Annotated in this window: 19 protein-coding genes; all 19 read right to left on the bottom strand. The window is 35.7% G+C overall.

Annotated features, from left to right (window positions below; all coding sequences use genetic code 11):
• Positions 1–834, bottom strand: coding sequence for a hypothetical protein (locus tag NEE14_RS12415; protein WP_251968454.1), 834 nt, complete (start codon positions 832–834; stop codon positions 1–3).
• A 3-nt stretch (positions 835–837) separates the two neighbouring features.
• Positions 838–1,572, bottom strand: a complete 735-nt coding sequence (locus NEE14_RS12410; protein WP_251968453.1) for a polysaccharide deacetylase family protein — start codon at positions 1,570–1,572, stop codon at positions 838–840.
• A gap of 4 nt (positions 1,573–1,576) precedes the next feature.
• Positions 1,577–2,383 carry a glycosyltransferase family 2 protein gene (locus tag NEE14_RS12405; protein ID WP_251968452.1) on the bottom strand — a complete coding sequence of 269 codons (807 nt, stop codon included), beginning with the start codon at positions 2,381–2,383 and terminating at the stop codon, positions 1,577–1,579.
• Positions 2,384–2,389: 6 nt separating this feature from the next.
• A complete protein-coding gene (locus NEE14_RS12400) occupies positions 2,390–3,487 on the bottom strand; it encodes a glycosyltransferase (RefSeq protein WP_251968451.1) in 1,098 nt (365 codons plus the stop codon).
• Positions 3,456–4,631 carry an O-antigen ligase family protein gene (locus NEE14_RS12395; protein ID WP_251968450.1) on the bottom strand — a complete coding sequence of 392 codons (1,176 nt, stop codon included), beginning with the start codon at positions 4,629–4,631 and terminating at the stop codon, positions 3,456–3,458. Before NEE14_RS12395 ends, NEE14_RS12400 begins: the two co-directional genes overlap by 32 nt.
• Positions 4,624–4,785: a hypothetical protein gene (locus tag NEE14_RS12390; RefSeq protein ID WP_422394712.1), complete on the bottom strand. Its 162-nt coding sequence runs from the start codon at positions 4,783–4,785 to the stop codon at positions 4,624–4,626. Before NEE14_RS12390 ends, NEE14_RS12395 begins: the two co-directional genes overlap by 8 nt.
• Positions 4,786–4,797: 12 nt before the next feature.
• Positions 4,798–5,196 carry an acyltransferase gene (locus tag NEE14_RS12385; protein WP_251968449.1) on the bottom strand — a complete coding sequence of 133 codons (399 nt, stop codon included), beginning with the start codon at positions 5,194–5,196 and terminating at the stop codon, positions 4,798–4,800.
• Positions 5,197–5,232: 36 nt separating this feature from the next.
• Positions 5,233–6,366, bottom strand: coding sequence for a glycosyltransferase family 4 protein (locus tag NEE14_RS12380; RefSeq protein WP_251968448.1), 1,134 nt, complete (start codon positions 6,364–6,366; stop codon positions 5,233–5,235).
• On the bottom strand, positions 6,363–7,253 hold the full coding sequence (locus NEE14_RS12375) for a glycosyltransferase family 2 protein (RefSeq protein WP_251968447.1): 891 nt from the start codon (positions 7,251–7,253) through the stop codon (positions 6,363–6,365). The genes NEE14_RS12380 and NEE14_RS12375 overlap by 4 nt, the downstream gene beginning before the upstream one ends.
• A gap of 6 nt (positions 7,254–7,259) precedes the next feature.
• Positions 7,260–8,450 (bottom strand): UDP-galactopyranose mutase, encoded by a 1,191-nt coding sequence (gene glf / locus NEE14_RS12370; RefSeq protein ID WP_251968446.1) that lies wholly within the window; start codon positions 8,448–8,450, stop codon positions 7,260–7,262.
• Positions 8,451–8,459: 9 nt separating this feature from the next.
• Entirely contained in the window at positions 8,460–8,648 is a 189-nt protein-coding gene (locus NEE14_RS12365) for an acyltransferase (protein ID WP_317259024.1), read from the bottom strand.
• Between the two features lie 109 nt (positions 8,649–8,757).
• Positions 8,758–9,723 (bottom strand): glycosyltransferase family 2 protein, encoded by a 966-nt coding sequence (locus NEE14_RS12360; protein WP_251968444.1) that lies wholly within the window; start codon positions 9,721–9,723, stop codon positions 8,758–8,760.
• 4 nt (positions 9,724–9,727) lie between these two features.
• Positions 9,728–10,828 carry a polysaccharide pyruvyl transferase family protein gene (locus NEE14_RS12355; protein ID WP_251968443.1) on the bottom strand — a complete coding sequence of 367 codons (1,101 nt, stop codon included), beginning with the start codon at positions 10,826–10,828 and terminating at the stop codon, positions 9,728–9,730.
• The gene (locus NEE14_RS12350) at positions 10,825–11,988 is read right to left on the bottom strand and encodes a Coenzyme F420 hydrogenase/dehydrogenase, beta subunit C-terminal domain (protein ID WP_251968442.1); all 1,164 of its coding nucleotides are present in this window, start codon (positions 11,986–11,988) and stop codon (positions 10,825–10,827) included. Before NEE14_RS12350 ends, NEE14_RS12355 begins: the two co-directional genes overlap by 4 nt.
• Positions 11,988–13,517, bottom strand: coding sequence for a lipopolysaccharide biosynthesis protein (locus tag NEE14_RS12345; protein WP_251968441.1), 1,530 nt, complete (start codon positions 13,515–13,517; stop codon positions 11,988–11,990). Before NEE14_RS12345 ends, NEE14_RS12350 begins: the two co-directional genes overlap by 1 nt.
• Positions 13,518–13,630: 113 nt before the next feature.
• Positions 13,631–14,899 (bottom strand): nucleotide sugar dehydrogenase, encoded by a 1,269-nt coding sequence (locus tag NEE14_RS12340; protein ID WP_251968440.1) that lies wholly within the window; start codon positions 14,897–14,899, stop codon positions 13,631–13,633.
• 68 nt (positions 14,900–14,967) lie between these two features.
• On the bottom strand, positions 14,968–15,936 hold the full coding sequence (locus NEE14_RS12335) for an SDR family oxidoreductase (protein WP_251968439.1): 969 nt from the start codon (positions 15,934–15,936) through the stop codon (positions 14,968–14,970).
• Positions 15,937–15,963: 27 nt separating this feature from the next.
• Positions 15,964–16,581 carry a hypothetical protein gene (locus tag NEE14_RS12330; RefSeq protein ID WP_251968438.1) on the bottom strand — a complete coding sequence of 206 codons (618 nt, stop codon included), beginning with the start codon at positions 16,579–16,581 and terminating at the stop codon, positions 15,964–15,966.
• Positions 16,578–17,180, bottom strand: a complete 603-nt coding sequence (locus NEE14_RS12325) for a hypothetical protein (protein WP_251968437.1) — start codon at positions 17,178–17,180, stop codon at positions 16,578–16,580. The genes NEE14_RS12330 and NEE14_RS12325 overlap by 4 nt, the downstream gene beginning before the upstream one ends.
• Positions 17,181–17,542: the final 362 nt, after the last annotated feature.

Here is a 17,542-nt window from a genome sequence, read left to right as displayed (position 1 = left end):
TTATATTCTTTTTGCTAAAAAGTAAAACTTATTCAGTATCCACTCTACTCCTGGAATATGACGAGCCACCATTACGGTCTCTCTCACCACACGGAACATAGCAATCTTCAGATTAATCTTCCATGCAGCAGACATCCATCGGTGAGGGTGCGTACTGATCACATAACTCTTATCCGTTGACTGCACCAGCTTCAGCAAATTGTTGAACCCTCCTATGCGGGTATTTTTTACCTCTGGGTATAGGTCGTTTGTCTCAGGCAATGTGATGTTGTTCCATCGATAACAGACATCGCTGATGTAGTTGTAGTCATGTTTAGTATGCTTGCTGTAATCAACCACCATGTCAACCAATTCTGGATAGTGCGAGTGAATCTCCTCGTTGCGGAAGAAGTCACGATTTGATGTATAGCCCACTCGTTTCTTCACCGGATTACCATGCTGACAAATAGTGTTGAAAGTGAAACCATTATCAGCAAACACCTTCATATAGCTCTTGAAACTCTCCTCTGCCGCCTTGTAATCACCGGCATGAGCATCAAGCACATCATAGTGATATGAAATCTCGTGTCCCCATTCCTGCATTTCCTTCAGCAGACGGATATTCTCCGGATCGCTCAACAAGTACGCTTGCACATAATACGAACCGCAGATGTCATATTTATGCTCAATTTTAGCCAATCTATAGGCTCTAGACACAAACGTCTCTACATCATGTTTCAGTACCACAAACCGCTCATCTTTTGACAGCTTGAGCGACTGCTCTGCCGTACAGAGCGTGATACCAGTCTTCGTAAGGGATTTACAGAAACGATCCCAGTTTTTATAGTAGAACATTGTTTATCCTCTTAACTTTAACACAAGTTGTTTAAATCTATTGTAGTTTGAACCAAGGAACTTCTTAACCAACAACAAACGCTTATATCGTTTTTGCAACTGTACTCGATAATTCTTATCACTCACTATTTTATCAAAAAACTCCATTGTAGTATCCTTCGAAACTGTAAAGCGACCTATCACCTCAATACCATATTCTATACGCACTTCAGTCGTAGGTTCACTAGTATACAGAGTCTTAATTCCTACTTCAGCAGCGGCTTTAATTACATCTTTTGATACCGCACCACCAGGTACGGATGCCACAGTCACTTCATGACCGACAATCTCTTCAAGAAGAGTCTTTGAGGTTTTCCACTCATTCACAATCTCGTTGTATGATAATTCTGAGATTATAAGAGGATGCGTATGCGAGTGTGAAGCAATAAGATGTCCCCGCTTGTCCAGTTCCTTTATCTGCTCTTTTGTTAGAAAGTATTCTGTACCAATGTATTTGGAAGAGATAAAGAAAATCCCCTTCTGATTATTATGTTCCAATATTGGCGCTATCACTGTGTAAAAAGACTCGCCACCATCATCAAAGGAGAATACTATATAATCTCCATTGAAACGCGTTACCTGTTCAAAGAACACTCTTGAATTTAGAGTATATTGAAGAGCTCCAACCTTTTGAAAACCAGACTTTGGATGTAGTTCATTCACTACATCATGATACATTAATACTATTTTATATTCCATATTCTTATATATTTACCATGATATAATGAAACATGCCTAAAACAGCCTGAATATATCTTCTAAAACTGTAATTTAATGGATGTCTAAAATATATCTTCGTATACTGACCAATAACCATTAAACTATTATTAATTACATAACCCTTACTTTTCTTTATAGTAATAGCACTGTTTTCTCTATAACGCCTATAATAGATAGCATTAGGGGAAGTAAAGTCAACATACTTTATACGGTCAGATATTAAGAACATAAATAAACTATCTTCGCTATTTTTTAATCGAGTATCAAACTCTCTACCATTTACAATGTTTCGTGGAATTAATTTCATCCAAGGACCTGAAAAGAATTTTCTGACTCCAATAGCACGACGCTTTCCACTTTGTACATACTCATCAAATGCATCTGCCATTACATATGGAATCTCTACATCTGGCATTCCATCGTTAAACGCATATGCGTTACTGCATACAACGGTGTCCTTATCTCCCTTTCTATAGAGCTCCTCAAGATAAGATGGTGATATGTAGTCATCATCATCTATGAATGTAATAAACTCACCTTGCGCCTCCTTCAAAGCTTTATTTCGAGCATTACTAACACCTCCTTGATTTATCTGAATAAAACGCCAGTTATAATTATTATGAGTATTGATATAGTTCCAAATTTTCTCCTCGTATGGTGCTTTACAGCCATTCAACACGATTATTATCTCATACTCATTTGGAGATAACGATTGATTACATAGCGATTCCAGACACTCCCTTAGATAGTCCTTAGGTTTATATGTCGGTATGATTACAGAAATCTTCATTATCATCTATATAAACAAGGTGTTATAATCAAAGTTTGAATACTTAAAAGGTATAGGCTTTTTAAGCGATTCATGTGCCTTTTTAATACCTTCAGCCAAAGAATCTGAATCTTCCTTATTGACAACAATTCCCTGTGTTTCATTAAAAATACCACTAAAGTCAACACAATTTGTACATACAACAGGTGTATGTAGCGATAAAGATTCAAGGACAACGTTTGGAAAACCTTCTTTACGTGAAGATAGGACAAATAAATCTGCATTCGCATAATATGGATAGGGGTTTGATTTATGGCCACACAAAAACACACGATCAGCGATACCGAGGTCAGAAGCTTTTTTATTTAGGAAATCTCTATATCCTATTTCATACCTTTCTTCACCTAATATATAAAGTCTTGCGTCAGATATAACATTTTTCAGTTTTGCTAATGCCTCTATCAGCAAATCAAAGCCCTTTACAGAATAAAGAGCACCTACTGCAACTATATTATAACCATCGTTTCGCAATTCTATTGGTCTTGTTTCATTTACAGAGAGTCGTTGAACACGATCAAAGTCGATATAGTTCCTTATGACCTTAACTTTTTCAGAAGGTATATTATAGCTCTTTATAAGATCCTGCCTCATATATTCAGTTTGGGCTACTACTAGATACATCTTTTTGTATTGCTTCGAAGAAAAATATTCTTGGAAACGACTTTTCCATGATGTGAAATATTTTTCACAAGGCGTTACAGCAACACGCGTTACAACTTTAGCCCTTACTCCTGAAAATTTACATAATATAGGTAATGTCCATGCTATAGTCCCATTCGTCGTAAAGATATAATCAGGTTTGAATCTTTTTATTTCATTGTACAACTTTTTCAGTCCTTTTCGCATATGTGTTTCTCCATAATACGCAACTGGAACATCTTTCCTAATATCACTCTCTTCAAAAGAACAATTGTAAACGATACGTATATCCAACGTTTTTGCATCAAGTGAATTTGCTATATTGATAAAAACACGCTCTGCACCACCACCACTTACATCGAGGCCGATAAAAAGCACTTTAACTTTTCTATTACTATCTGCATTGTAGCATTCCTTTTCGTTCATTTTTATATAATAAGAATATAAATATTGAAATTACAAACCACCATTTTCTACTTTCCCAGTTGGTTGTCATCATGGATACTAGGGGTAGAATGATAAGTAAATAATAAATAAACAAACTTTTATCTTTACCTGAAATCATTTTTTTCAAATAGTTGTACAGAGTTTTCAGGTAATATAAAACAATAATAAAACCAATAATACCAACAGTTGTTAGAACTGTTAAAAAAAAATTATGTGCCCCTTGATACCGGCCTGTCATCTGTCCAAAGAATTGAACAAAAGTACCCCATCCACAACCAAAGATTAACTTTAATCCTGCGTTAGGGAGATAAGCTAATGTCAAATCCCATATATCTCCACGCCCACCAAAGTCATTATCGTCAATACTATTAGAAATTCCAAGGAACCTATCAATAAGAGTTTCAGGAAGTGTTTGAAACATATAATATAGTCCAACAATTAATGCGATTGAAATAATTACATTTCGAAAATTAAACCTCCTAAAAACAGAAGAGTATAAGAAAGTGATAAATGTGATAATCAACATTATAAATCCATTTCTTGAGCCGAGAATGAAGATAAAAAATGAGAAAAGCATTATACAACCATAAAAAATACATTTCATCCAATTCTTCATTGAATCTTTATTTAAAATAATAAACAAAAAAACAATGGCGTAATTAATCATAAAGGCATTTTCATTCGGATTTCCAGCCTCGTCATCACGTAAATAAGCTTGGGGATCGTAATTTGTCAAAGATAAATAGCCAATATATAAGCACCCTAAGCAATAAGCAAGCATATATCCTCGTAGTCTTTTCCAGTTTTGAGCATGATTTGTTGCAACAAGTGTAATCATCATGTATTGCACTAGTTTTGCTAATTGATCAAAAGTACGTGCCATATCGATACTCCATAGAGTGGTGAAAGCAGCATAGGCCATAAATACAAATAGAATTTTTATGTGCTTCATGTCTGCAGTCACTTGAAAGCTATTTTTTAAATCTAGTAGGCTTATAGCTGCTAAGGCATAAAAAACTAAACGTCCATAAGACATACCTTCCGTTACTGTTATGGCCTCAAGGGGAATCAGTCCAATATATAGTGCGGACAGATAATATAAAATATTGACTTTTCTATTCACGGTTGCTAATAAGTTTAGAAGGATTTCCACCTATGACAGAATACGGAGGGAAAGATTTACATACAAGGGTTCTAGCAGCTATTACGGTACCATCAGCTATAGTCATCCCAGGATTAAACATGACCTCTCTCCCTATCCATACGTCATTTCCTATTTTTGTTACTAATTATTCTCCGTATCCTTGTTCTTTTATCAAACGATTTTTGTCCTTATACAAATGATTAAAAGGCAGGAAAAAACATTCTGGTCCCATCAAAACATTGTTACCTATTTTTACGTTAGAAGGCATATGTGTTTTGATTCCAATCCCCGAATTATCTCCGATTTCAATTTCAAAACCTGATCCAAAATTAACATGACTTTCAATATTTACATTAGTACCTATACTCAAAAAAATATGCTTGCAAACATAATATCGAATTTTTCTTGCAAAAAATATACGTCCTAGAGGAGTAAAACTTGATGGTAGCCAATATGCAAAGCCATAATATAGCATTAGCCATATCATTTTAACCTTATTGTCTTTCCAGCTATTTCTTCTTGGTGTAGGTCTGTTTGAATCCATAACGTTTAATTAAATATGAAACATTTACTTTCAAAATTATATTTTATCGACACCATAATGCTTAAGTAACTTTGAAACATTTCTTCTCAGGTCAAAATATGCCAAAGCATGCATTCGGGCATTATCTCCCATTGATTTTCTCAAACCTGAATCTGTAATTAGTTTATATAATATATCAGCCAAAGCATCAGGATCTTCAGTATTACACAATATTCCAGTTTTACCATCAACCACACTTTCTACAATACCTCCAACACGTGATGCTGCAGTAGGTAATGAAGCTAGAGAAGCCTCCATAATGGATAATGGAATTCCTTCACTTCTTGAAGGTTGTGTATATACATCACATGCACTTAATATTTCAGGTACATAATCAGTCACACCCATCCAATTTACATATTTAGAAATTCCAAGTTGTTGCTCCAATGCATGTAGATCTTCTGTCTGTTTGGCATTCTGTCCACCACCAATTTGAATGATTCTAAAGTTATCAGCTTTATATCTGTCTACTAAAATTTTTACTGCCATCAACAAAACATCCACTCCCTTTATCGGATTGTGATATGCAACATTTGCAATATTAACTACATTATGGTCAAGTCCATACTTTCTTTGCATTTCAATCTTATCAAAAAAGAAATCACTAACCCCTAAATATTCAGTAGTTATTTTATTCTTATAAATCAAAGGAGCATGTAGGAACGCCTCTGCTGTTGTCTTTGAGACGCATAGTTTTTCTGTACAAAAAGGTAACTCTAGATTATAATACCCTATTGCTCCTATTCTACTCATATCAGGAAGACAGTGTTCTGTAGAAATACGGTACTTAACCCCTAGCTGTTTTGCAGCAATAAGAGCCCATATATTTTTTTGACCAAAATTTTTATGGATAGCCAAAACATTTCTACTCTTAATCATCTGTCCGATACGTTTGTAATACGAAAGATTACTAGTAAAAGGCAAAACGACCCATTCTGCCCCCAAATTTTCAAGGTCAGCTATATAAGATTTACATATAGGTTCAACTGCGAATACTACTAGAAGTCCTATACCCTTCTCTTTAAGTTGTCTACATTCTTCAACTATGAATTTTTCAAGACCTCCATATTTCTTTGCTCCCATTCCAATCAATTCAATTATAATTGGAGCATTTTCCTTATTCTTTATCATATTTTATGTAAAAAAAAAGTAGAACCAGTGAGTTGTTTTAGATTGTCAATGATTCCATATATAACAGATTTCATTAACTTTCGGTTAATCTCAGAATTATCAGTAAGACAAACCAAAATTCGCTTTATTGGTACATATATATAGTATATAGGCCATTTTGACACAGGGATATTGAGATTATACCGTTTGTTATATTTCTTTATCAAATGCCTGTTTCTTACAGTATAGTATGTTGTAAGCGGCCTTAATGATTTTTCTGTTGATTTAGCCTGCCTTACGGCTTTTGCTGATTTTACAAGAATCGGTGTACAAATCTTTACAGCACGATACCCGTAGGTTGTATCATCACCAGCAACAAAAAAGTCCTTATCTGGAAAACCGATCTGTGAAACAATATCTTTTTTAATAAGAAGGCCTTCAAAACAAACGCCATCAGGAACTCTTACATATTGATTATCTGTAGCTTCATCATAGAATAAACTATCTTTATAATTTTTCTGGTAATACCAATATGGGCAAGGGACTACCACACCGTCTGAGTAATATCTACTCATATTGATACATGGAGAAATCTTCGTATACTTTAATAGATTTTCCAAACAGTCTTTTTCGGGGAACACATCGTCGTCCATCATCCATATCCAATCAGCACCGTCTTCATAACAGTATTTTACTCCAGTATGAAAACCACCTGCTCCACCTAAATTCTCTTGGTTGATAACAAACAAATCAGGTTGCATAGCTAACCATTCTGAAGTGCCATCAGTAGATGCGTTATTAACCACAAGAATTTTATCAATCTTATAGGTCTGATTTCTTAAACATTCAACCACTCTTTTTAAAAGTTCGAATCTATTGAATGTAACAATGAAAGCATATATTTTCATCTAAAACTATAAATTAAGTTTCAACACCTGTTCAATAATCGGTGCCATATCGTAATACTTATACTGTCCGAGGCGACCACCAAAGATTACTCCCTCTTCCATCTCTGCTAACTGGTGATACTTCTCAGCCAAGGCATTGTTGTGGTCATCGTTCACTGGATAATATGGTTCCATACCATTCTTGTATTCAGTACTGTACTCCTCACTGACAACCGTCTTCGGGCAGTCATATACCTCTTGACCGAACATTTCAAAGTGTTTGTGTTCAATCACACGAGTATAAGGCACATCGTGACTGGTATAATTCACCACTGCGTTACCTTGATAGTTTGGCATATTCTCAATGCGTGTTTTGAAATTGACGGTACGCCAATCAAGCTTACCCAACTTGTAGTTAAAGTACTCATCCACCGCACCTGTGTAAACCAACTTATCAGCAACCTCGCGCCAGCATTCGCTGAGCGGGCGATTATCGCTATCATTAACGTTATCTTTGAAAAAATCCACCTCAGTTTTACACTCTACGCCTTCGAGCAGTCCATGAATGAGTTTATTATAGCCACCAATAGGAATACCCTGATACTTATCGTTGAAGTAGTTATTGTCAAAGATCATGCGCACAGGTAGACGCTTAATAATAAATGCAGGCAACTCCTTGCAATCACGTCCCCACTGTTTTTCAGTGTACTCTTTGATAAGCTTATTGAAGATGTCTCTCCCAACCAAGCAAAGAGCCTGTTCCTCCAAGTTCTGAGGTCTACGACCACCAAGGGTAGCTATAGCCTCAGCTTTTTGCTCGTCAATCCTTTCCTGAGCCTCTGCAGGTGTATGCACCTCTGGCCACATGCGATTAAACGTATTCATGTTGAATGGCAGATTGTACAACTCACCCTTATAGTTAGCCATGGGGCAATTGGTGTAGCGATTGAACTCCACTATTGAGTTCACAAAGTTCCACACCTCCCTGTTAGAGGTATGGAAGATGTGTGCTCCATACTTGTGTACATGAATTGTATCCGATTTCTCCACTTTTGTTGGCAAGCCCGTAGAACCATCGATAGCTTCGCAATAGATGTTACCACCAAGGTGAGGTCGCTTGTCAATCACCAGACAAGACTTGCCCATTTGTTTTACGCGATAAGCAAATGTGGCTCCGTAAAGACCAGAACCTACTATTAGAAAATCGTATTTAGCCATAATTCCAATTTAATTCTTTTCCCATTTTGAAGTTTCAAAATTATATTGCTTTATAATTTTAGCTGGCATACCAACAGCTATAGAATAATCAGGAATATCCTTAGTTACGATAGTGCCAGCAGCAATTACGCAATGTTTACCAATTGTCACGCCTAGCATTATCTGACTTCCGTAACCTAGCCAAGACTCATCTCCTATAGATACAGGCTGTGATACACATGGTTGACGGTTAATTGGAGTATTGATGTCTTCGAAAATATGCGGCTTTAAAGATTTATATCCACCTAGTATAAGAATTTTAGATATTCTAATTTTTGAAATGTGATACTAAATTTCTTATTACCAATATTTTAGAAATGCAGAAGCTGCTTTTAATTTTATAAAATAATTTTAGCCAAGAAGGGAGGAGAATCATTGTTTTATTCTGCGTATAGAATGATATACTTTCCTTTACAATTTCCATATGAAGTTCATTTCGATTAAATTCTATCGTTTCTGCTGCAGAACTGATATAATACCCCATTACTAGGGCTGCGAATCTTTCTCTTAGCTTCTGGTATGGAATAATAGGCAGCTCTCTGTTAAGCGAGCGAGCTAACTCAGCATAGTTTCGATACGAGTTAGAGCGATGGGATAGACTACTGTCAATAATTCGATAATTATAAGGAGCGACATCAGTAACTACAAGATTTGTTATATGATTAACGAACATTAAACAGAATAACTCGTCTTCTTTTATTTTAAGTGAATTATTGAAAGATAGATTATTCGTCGTTATAATGTTTCTTCTAAAAAATTTATTCCAAGTAAAACCAAATAAAGAGTTTTTATTATCCAATAATCCAGATAATTTTTCGTCAATTTCTTTAATATTGGTAACTGTCCCACGATATAGGGGTTTACAACATTCGATTTTGTCTGGTCGTACTCTCTTGAATCCAAAGAAGATAATGTCTGCTTGTGAATTACTAACTGTTAATTCCAGTGTATTATCGTCCAACCAGTCATCTGCATCCACGAAAAGCACCCATTCTCCCTTTGCCTGTTTCAATGCCACGTTTCTTGCATAGCTTGGTCCCGAGTTGTCAATATGTATAGACGTAATCCTTTCGTCTGCCTTTGCATATTCATCACAAATAACAAGTGATTTATCTTTGCTGCCATCATCTACGAGAATTAACTCCCAATCGCTTACAGTTTGTGAAAGAATGCTTTTAATACATTCGTCTATATATAATTCAGCATTATAAACTGGAATAATTATTGAAATCATAGTTCTATTGTAATGCAGTTTTTATAAACTCGATAGACTTGTTTTTTTCCTTCTTAAGATTAACTCTAACGATACTGTAATCAATATTCATTACATCACCTGTATAGCCACTCTCAGAGTCGTATATTGCTCTATTTTCCAATCCAGCAATATCAAGGAGAGACTTTATACGAGTTTCACGCCCTTTTACTAGTACAGAAATAAAAGGTCTTTCAAATATTAATGAGAATGCTGTGCCATGGAATGAGTTCGTTATCACTACTGTAGCATCCTGAAACAAACTTACAAAGCCATCTGGACCTATGCCATCAAGTGATTCTTTTCGCTTATATAGATCAACTTTGCTATCTATAATAATTAGGTCAAGTTGATTGTCTTCTGCTATCTTTCTAGCAAGATTCTCTGAGAGCTTATCTGGTCCCACTTGATATAAAAGGACAAAATTTTCTTTACCATGTATTCTTTTCGATAAGATAGGTTGATAGTCTGAAATTTCACAAAGCAAGGTCGGATCTAAGACTTTCGGGAATTTAATCCCCAACAAGCCTTCGAATATATCCTGCATTGATTGTTCACGTATTGAAACGGCATCGAAATTTCTAATATTCTGCTTTATGAATCTAATCTGAGCCTCAGTAAATGAAGTCATCTCCATGCTTGGTGCATAAGCGATTTTTTTCCCTTGGCACTTTACATTTCCCCAAAACACCGGATCAAAAGTTCCTAAAAATCTAGATGTCCATATCTGGTCACTTCCAAAAAAGATTGCATCGTACTTAAGAACAGCCTTCTGGAGTTTGATTTTTGAATAAGGCACAGATTCTGGAAGATATTGTTTAGCAAAGCTCTTAAATGCTTCAATGCGAGTTATGCATCTTGGGTATTTAATCAATGTAGCAACCAGTGTCTTTATATTTGATATAATACCGTTCTTAAGAGATATATTTGAAGGAAATGGCTTATAAGCATTTTCTATAGCATCTTGTCGATATGATATAAATTCAACATCATGACCCATATTAGACAAAACCCGATGTAGGGCATAAGCTTGAAGCATAGCCCCATAGTTATGAGCACGATGGAATGTAAGAATTCCTATTTTCATACGCGACATATATGAATAACATTTTTAACGATACTTCTCAATTTCCCCTTTACCTTGTTTCGAAGACCATAATTAAAATACTTTACAGCAATGGAGCGGAAAGTTTTTTTATCATAATCTAACCAAAACATTTCTCTCAAAGGATTAGACTCAACAGGAGATATGAGATTGGGTTGAACACAATGATCTTTTGTACTCTCAATAAAGAAGAAACTATCTTTTATATCACTAAATACAGTTTCTCCCTTATCAGTATTTGTGAATAATAGGGAAACCCCATTTGAGTCGTAAAATTCAGGATGAACCTTTTCGATACCCCAATAATCTCCAATAGTTAAATCTCCAGGATGTTGATAATTTGAAAATCGACATTCATGACATGAAGGACGTGATATTAGTTGAGAGTAAAATAGTTGATTCCACAGATTTGATTCAGGAGTATCAAATATTTCTTTACCGTCAGAAAATGATATACGTAATCTTTGCTTACCCCATCCTAATGTTTTGTCTTTCATAAAAATAGATGAGATGGAGCTTTTAAACGTTTTCTGTATGAAATGAAGATAATCATCATATACACGGGGAGATGGAACACAGTGACACATTATATCAACCGTTAAGAGGTTGACATAAGGTTTTATTAAAAAATTCTTAAGACCTTGAACTTGACATGGGGTACCACTAAATAAGACAAACTGATTTTTTCGTAATTGATCTCTTATATCCTTATATATTCCTCGGAGATCACTCTGTACATATTTTGATCCTCTGATTTGCAATGCTTCCGTCTCATTCTTGGCTAATCTATGAATAACATGAAAGTTTTCATCGTATACAGCTCCATAAACTACGCCATCCTTAGATAATGTATATGACACAAGTTCAGCAAATACACCACCGCTTGAAGAAGTCTTTAAAATTTTAGAATCCCGATTACGCAAAGCATAAATCTTAGGGGATGACATAGCTTTATCCAATGCATCGTAATAAGTTGTCGGGCAGACCTTCTCACATAAACCGCAATTAGTACATAGGTCACTATTTACGGCAGGATAAAGGAAACCTTCAATATCAGGTTGCATTGTAATTGCACTATGTGTACAAATACTAGCACAAGCGGTACATCCACAGCAATCAGCTTTATTGATGATATTAACCATTATAACTTATTCTTAAGTTTTATAAGTTGTGATTTAACCATATTCTTCTCCGGTTTATTCAAGCCAACGTAGTATATTGATGCACAAGCACTAATAACTGAAACTACACATACTAATAAAAAAGAGTATAAATTTTGTGGCAAGAAATGGTTAACAACATAAGGTAAAATGAATGCGATAACAGAACATACAATTACGTTGAGATAAACATTTTTTAAAAATGCCCTTGCTGAAATACGAATCATACTTCTCAGCATCCACAATCTAACAAACTCGCAAACAACAGATATTACTATAGATATTACAAGTACCGATTCTGCCGGTAATCCAAGTTTAAGACACACATAAGAGATTGGCACATTAAGCAATTGAAAACTTCCTACTGCTATTTGATAGTTACGAATATTGCCAGTTGCAAGCATTGCAGTAATAAGTGGTCCAGCTAAGGTCTCACTTAACGCAAATATAAGAACTAATCTAACAAAGTTCACTGTATGTTCCGGAACTATTCCTAACCAAAGATACAACAAATACGGTGCTGTAATAATAATAGGCAAAGCAAGAATGAACATAATACAATACGAGAGACGTGCACCTTGAAAAACCAGTTTCATCATATAGTCGTAATTACCTGAAGCATAGTTTTTGGTAATCTGAGGGTTTAATGCTGTTTGAAAATTAGCAACAAATCCTTGAACTGCCCCACTTACTTGCATTGCTATTCCTCTGGCAGCATTTACTGCTGGTCCAAAGAAAATATTAATAATAATATTTCCACCCTGATCTCTAAGAACGGCTGCAGATGCACCAATGAAATTCCATCCTGCAAATGAAAACATTTTTTTTAATAGATCTCTATCGAACGAAATATGATATGTGCATTCCTCAAAGTGTATTTTGCAATAGCTTACGTATATTGCCCATAACACAACTGACATTAAGCTCAAAAGCATAGAGTAAAAAATAAGTTTATCCATAGGCGAAACGTATACTCCATAAGCTATTACTAACTTTCCTAGAACCTCAATAATACTAATATATGCGAATACGGACATTTGTTCATGAGAAATAATCGAAGCATTAAAAGGTACGTTAATTAGGTTAATAGCAAATGTTAAAATAGAAAATTGATATACCCAATTTGCTGCACCTATTCTGTTTTCAGGTATAGTCATGTGAGTGTTCAAGAACCAAATACCAATAGTTTCTGCAAAGACTATAATTATTACAGCCAATAGGATTTGGATAGTTACAGCTGATGAAAATACCTTATTTAGATTTCCTTTATTTCCTGATCCAAGCTCATAGGTTAAAAATCTGCTAATTGCTGCATTCAATGAACCTGATATCATGGAAAACATTGCAACAACTCCACCAACTACATTGTATATACCAAAATCTTCTACTCCCAATGCATTCAAAATAACGCGCGAGGTAAATAAGCCCACAATCATAGTGAACAACATTCGGAAATATAACAACAATGTATTTTTTGCTATGCGTTTATTATTTGTAGAAGAATTCAACATCGTACATTTGCAATATTAAATAATTAGTTGAACTGGCAGGAAGTATCGAACTTCGAGCTTTCGTTCCACCTGTGCTGCCAGTTTTGAGGTTGTATTTATATTGACCTTATGGCTTACAAACGTGCATCAATAATGTTGCGGTCGAGTGTACACTTCACATCGAAAATAACGTGCTTGTCCTTGAGGAGGGATAGAACATCCATTTCTTCGAACTTCTTGTGTGCTACGGCAGCAATAGCTGCATCAAACTTCTCTGAAGGGAGTTCGTTGACTACATCAATACCATACTCGTGCTTTGCGATAGCAGGATTAGCCCATGGATCGTAAACGGTTACGTTAACATTATACTCCTTGAGGGTACGATAGATATCGATAACTTTGGTATTTCGAACGTCAGGACAGTTCTCCTTGAATGTGAAGCCAAGGATAATGATTTCAGAGTTGAGTACCTGAATGCCTTTCTTAAGCATATGCTTAACGGTTTCAGTAGCAACATACTCTCCCATGCCATCGTTCATACGACGACCAGCCAAGATAATCTCAGGATTATAACCATGATGCTGAGCACATTGTGCCAAATAATATGGATCAACTCCGATACAGTGACCTCCTACTAATCCTGGTTTAAAAGGTAGAAAATTCCATTTAGTACTAGCAGCTTCAAGTACATCAGAAGTATCAATATTCATTTTTGTAAAAATATGTGAGAGTTCATTTACAAAAGCAATGTTGATATCACGTTGAGAATTTTCAATTACTTTCGCTGCTTCGGCCACTTTAATACTGGGAGCCAAATGTGTACCAGCCGTAATCACAGAAGCATAAATTTCATTGACTTTTTGTCCGATTTCCGGCGTAGAACCAGAAGTTACTTTCTTGATTTTTTCTACCGTATGCAATTTATCCCCCGGATTAATACGTTCCGGTGAATAACCTGCAAAGAAATCTTCATTAAATTTCAAACCAGAAACTTGCTCTACAACCGGAATACATTCATCTTCTGTCACGCCCGGATAAACGGTAGATTCATAAACTACAATATCTCCCTTAGAAATTACCTTACCTACTGTCGTACTGGCACCATACAACGGTGTTAAATCTGGATTGTTGTTTTCATCAACCGGAGTCGGAACAGCTACTACATAAAAATTACAATCTCGAATAGCCTCTATATCACTGGTACAAACAAAGCCATTTGCAATGGCACTTTGTAACAATTCATCACTGACCTCTAATGTAGCATCATGTCCATCCATTAGGGCTTTTACTCGGTTAGGATTCATATCAAATCCTACCGTTTTGTACTTTGTTGAAAATAAACGAGCTAAAGGTAAACCAACATACCCTAACCCAATGACACAGATTTTTGTTTCGTTATTCATTTTATTCATAATTAATATTTCTTTCCGACTTTAAAATAAAAAGTAGTATTCGAAACGATCCAACTACCTCAAATATTTTCCCAATACCATTTAACAGCCTCTTTCAAACCGTCTTTCATGCTGTATTTCGGATCATAACCCAATAATTTCTTTGCTTTGTCCACACAAGCTAAAGAATGAGGTATATCGCCAGCCCGATTCGGTCCATGTGTCGGTTCGATCTTCGCAATTTCCGGATCAAAATCAGACAAATATTCTTTCAAATACTGTACCAGTTGGTTCAAAGTCGTACGTTCGCCAAAAGCCGTATTGTAAATCTGATTGACAGCATCCGGATTTTCTGTAGTCAACGCCAACATATTCATCTGGATCACATTGTCAATGTAAGTAAAATCACGGCTATATTCACCATCACCATTGATATTCGGAGCTTCGTGTGCCATAAATTTCTTTACAAACAATGGAATAACAGCGGCATACGCTCCAAACGGATCTTGCCGACGGCCAAATACATTAAAGTAACGGAGACCGATATACTCAAATTGATAAGTACGGGCAAACACATCTGCATATAATTCATCTACATACTTTGTAATCGCATACGGAGAAAGCGGCTTTCCGATTACATCCTCTACCTTCGGTAAAGACTTGCTATCCCCATAGGTAGAAGAACTGGCAGCAAAGACAAAACGCTTGATTCCGGCATCACGCGAAGCTACGATCATATTCATAAAGCCTCCGATATTGACATCGTTCGTTGTAATAGGATCTTTGATACTACGAGGTACAGAACCTAATGCGGCTTCGTGTAGTACATATTCCACGCCTTCTACAGCTTTCCGGCAATCGTCGAGGTTACGGATATCTCCGACCTGTAAAGTAAATGTTTCCGGATATTTTTCCAATAAGGGGAAAATATTTTCCGGCTTACCGGTTGCAAAATTATCCAAGCAACGGACTGTATGTCCATTTGCCAATAAATGTTCACAAAGATTAGAGCCTATAAACCCGGCTCCTCCGGTTACGAGTACGTTCATATTGTTTAGTTTTTGAGTTTATTACATCTATCCTATCAGAAACAAACTTATAACGGAGGCAATTAAAGAGAGTATGAATGTTATTAGAACAAATTTACCCCATTTAGAAATATATGTTCCCCAACGGTATATTCGGGACCAACATAATTCTTTCTTTTTCTGTAGAAGCATATTTTCCATCTCCCTGTAACACTGAAACGCAATCTCATATTTTGCTAAAGCCTCATCTTGATCGAACGCTTCTTTCTTTTTAGCTAGCAAAACATTCTCTTGGGCTTTAGAACGGAAAGATGTATATTGTTCCCAAAATTCTCCATTCTCTCCCCAATACAACCACAAATTACTATAATACTTTTTCTCAATAGACTCTATTTTGCTAAACAAATCCATATTGAGTTGCTTAAAGCAATCCAAAATAAGACGACGTACATGTCCTTCTGCTTTGGATAATTGTTCCATTCGCTGTTGAGAAGTGATATTTTCAGAGTAACATCTAGCAATATGATCGTTCAACGCACGAATTTCATTATTGATACCCAATAAATGATCGTCACCGCGTCTCAGCTTCAACTCCAATAATAAGGGACGAATATTTTCACAATAATACAACAATATATCATTCTGCAGCTTATCTTCCTCACTCATGACAGCCAATCAATTAAGTATCTCATAAAGCCCTTGATTTCCGTAGAATAACATGAGACAACGATCCCCACCCCTACAGAAATACAAATACTTAAGAGCCATTCCAGAATTGTTCCCCATACACGGACACAACTCGTACCGTGAGTTATAACTTCTGGAATTTGTTTATTACAAGCTTCTTCTAACTTACTATATTCCTTATATGCATTTTTATAGTCTTCGGCGTTTATATATTCTCTCGCATTTTTCAATTGTGATTTGAACAAACCAACAAAACGCCCTCCACTTAACTTTGATAGACTCTTACCCACTTGACGACTAAAAGCTTTAATGTTTTTGTCGATCACCATTATAAGCGTCTGATAACTGTCTTTAATACTGATACGCAACGATTCATCTGCAAGATTGAGATGTTTAGTCGCCTCTTCATCTTGACAGTCTGCTTTCGCCTGAGCATGAAGCGCTATCTCATCAAACATAGTCGCCAAATGCGTCAGTAACCCTTTTTCAAACATTTCTGTTCTCCCCTCAATCTCCGAGACAAGAGGTTTTAGCTCATTATTATAATCTGAGTATAAAGAGGAATAATCCTGATTCATTTTTTAAGCTTGGATAAATAACTGCGTACATCTTCTATATGCAAAAAACGTCCCGCTTGGATGTAAACAGATCCACGTGGGTGAATAGACCGTTTTGTCGGACATGAATATATTCTACTACGCTTTTTGTCCACACCAGCCAATTGTTGGGATACAGATTTCCGAGATTGTTCTGAAGGGACTACCCCTGTTGAACTTTGTATTAAGGAACGAGTTGTTTTATTTAAGGTAAAGCGCATAATAGATTTTTCTAAATGATTCTATATTTTTAAAGTTCACAAATTTAATCGTTTTTATCCGATAAAAAGAAACGTAATCGTATAATTTCTATATTTTTCTTTCAAAAAAGTATCCCTGCCATA

This window comes from Parabacteroides sp. AD58 (assembly GCF_023744375.2).
In the GTDB taxonomy this organism is placed as follows: Bacteria; Bacteroidota; Bacteroidia; order Bacteroidales; family Tannerellaceae; genus Parabacteroides; species Parabacteroides absconsus.
Note: the sequence above shows the minus strand (reverse complement) of the source record. Positions and strands in the feature narration are given on the sequence as shown.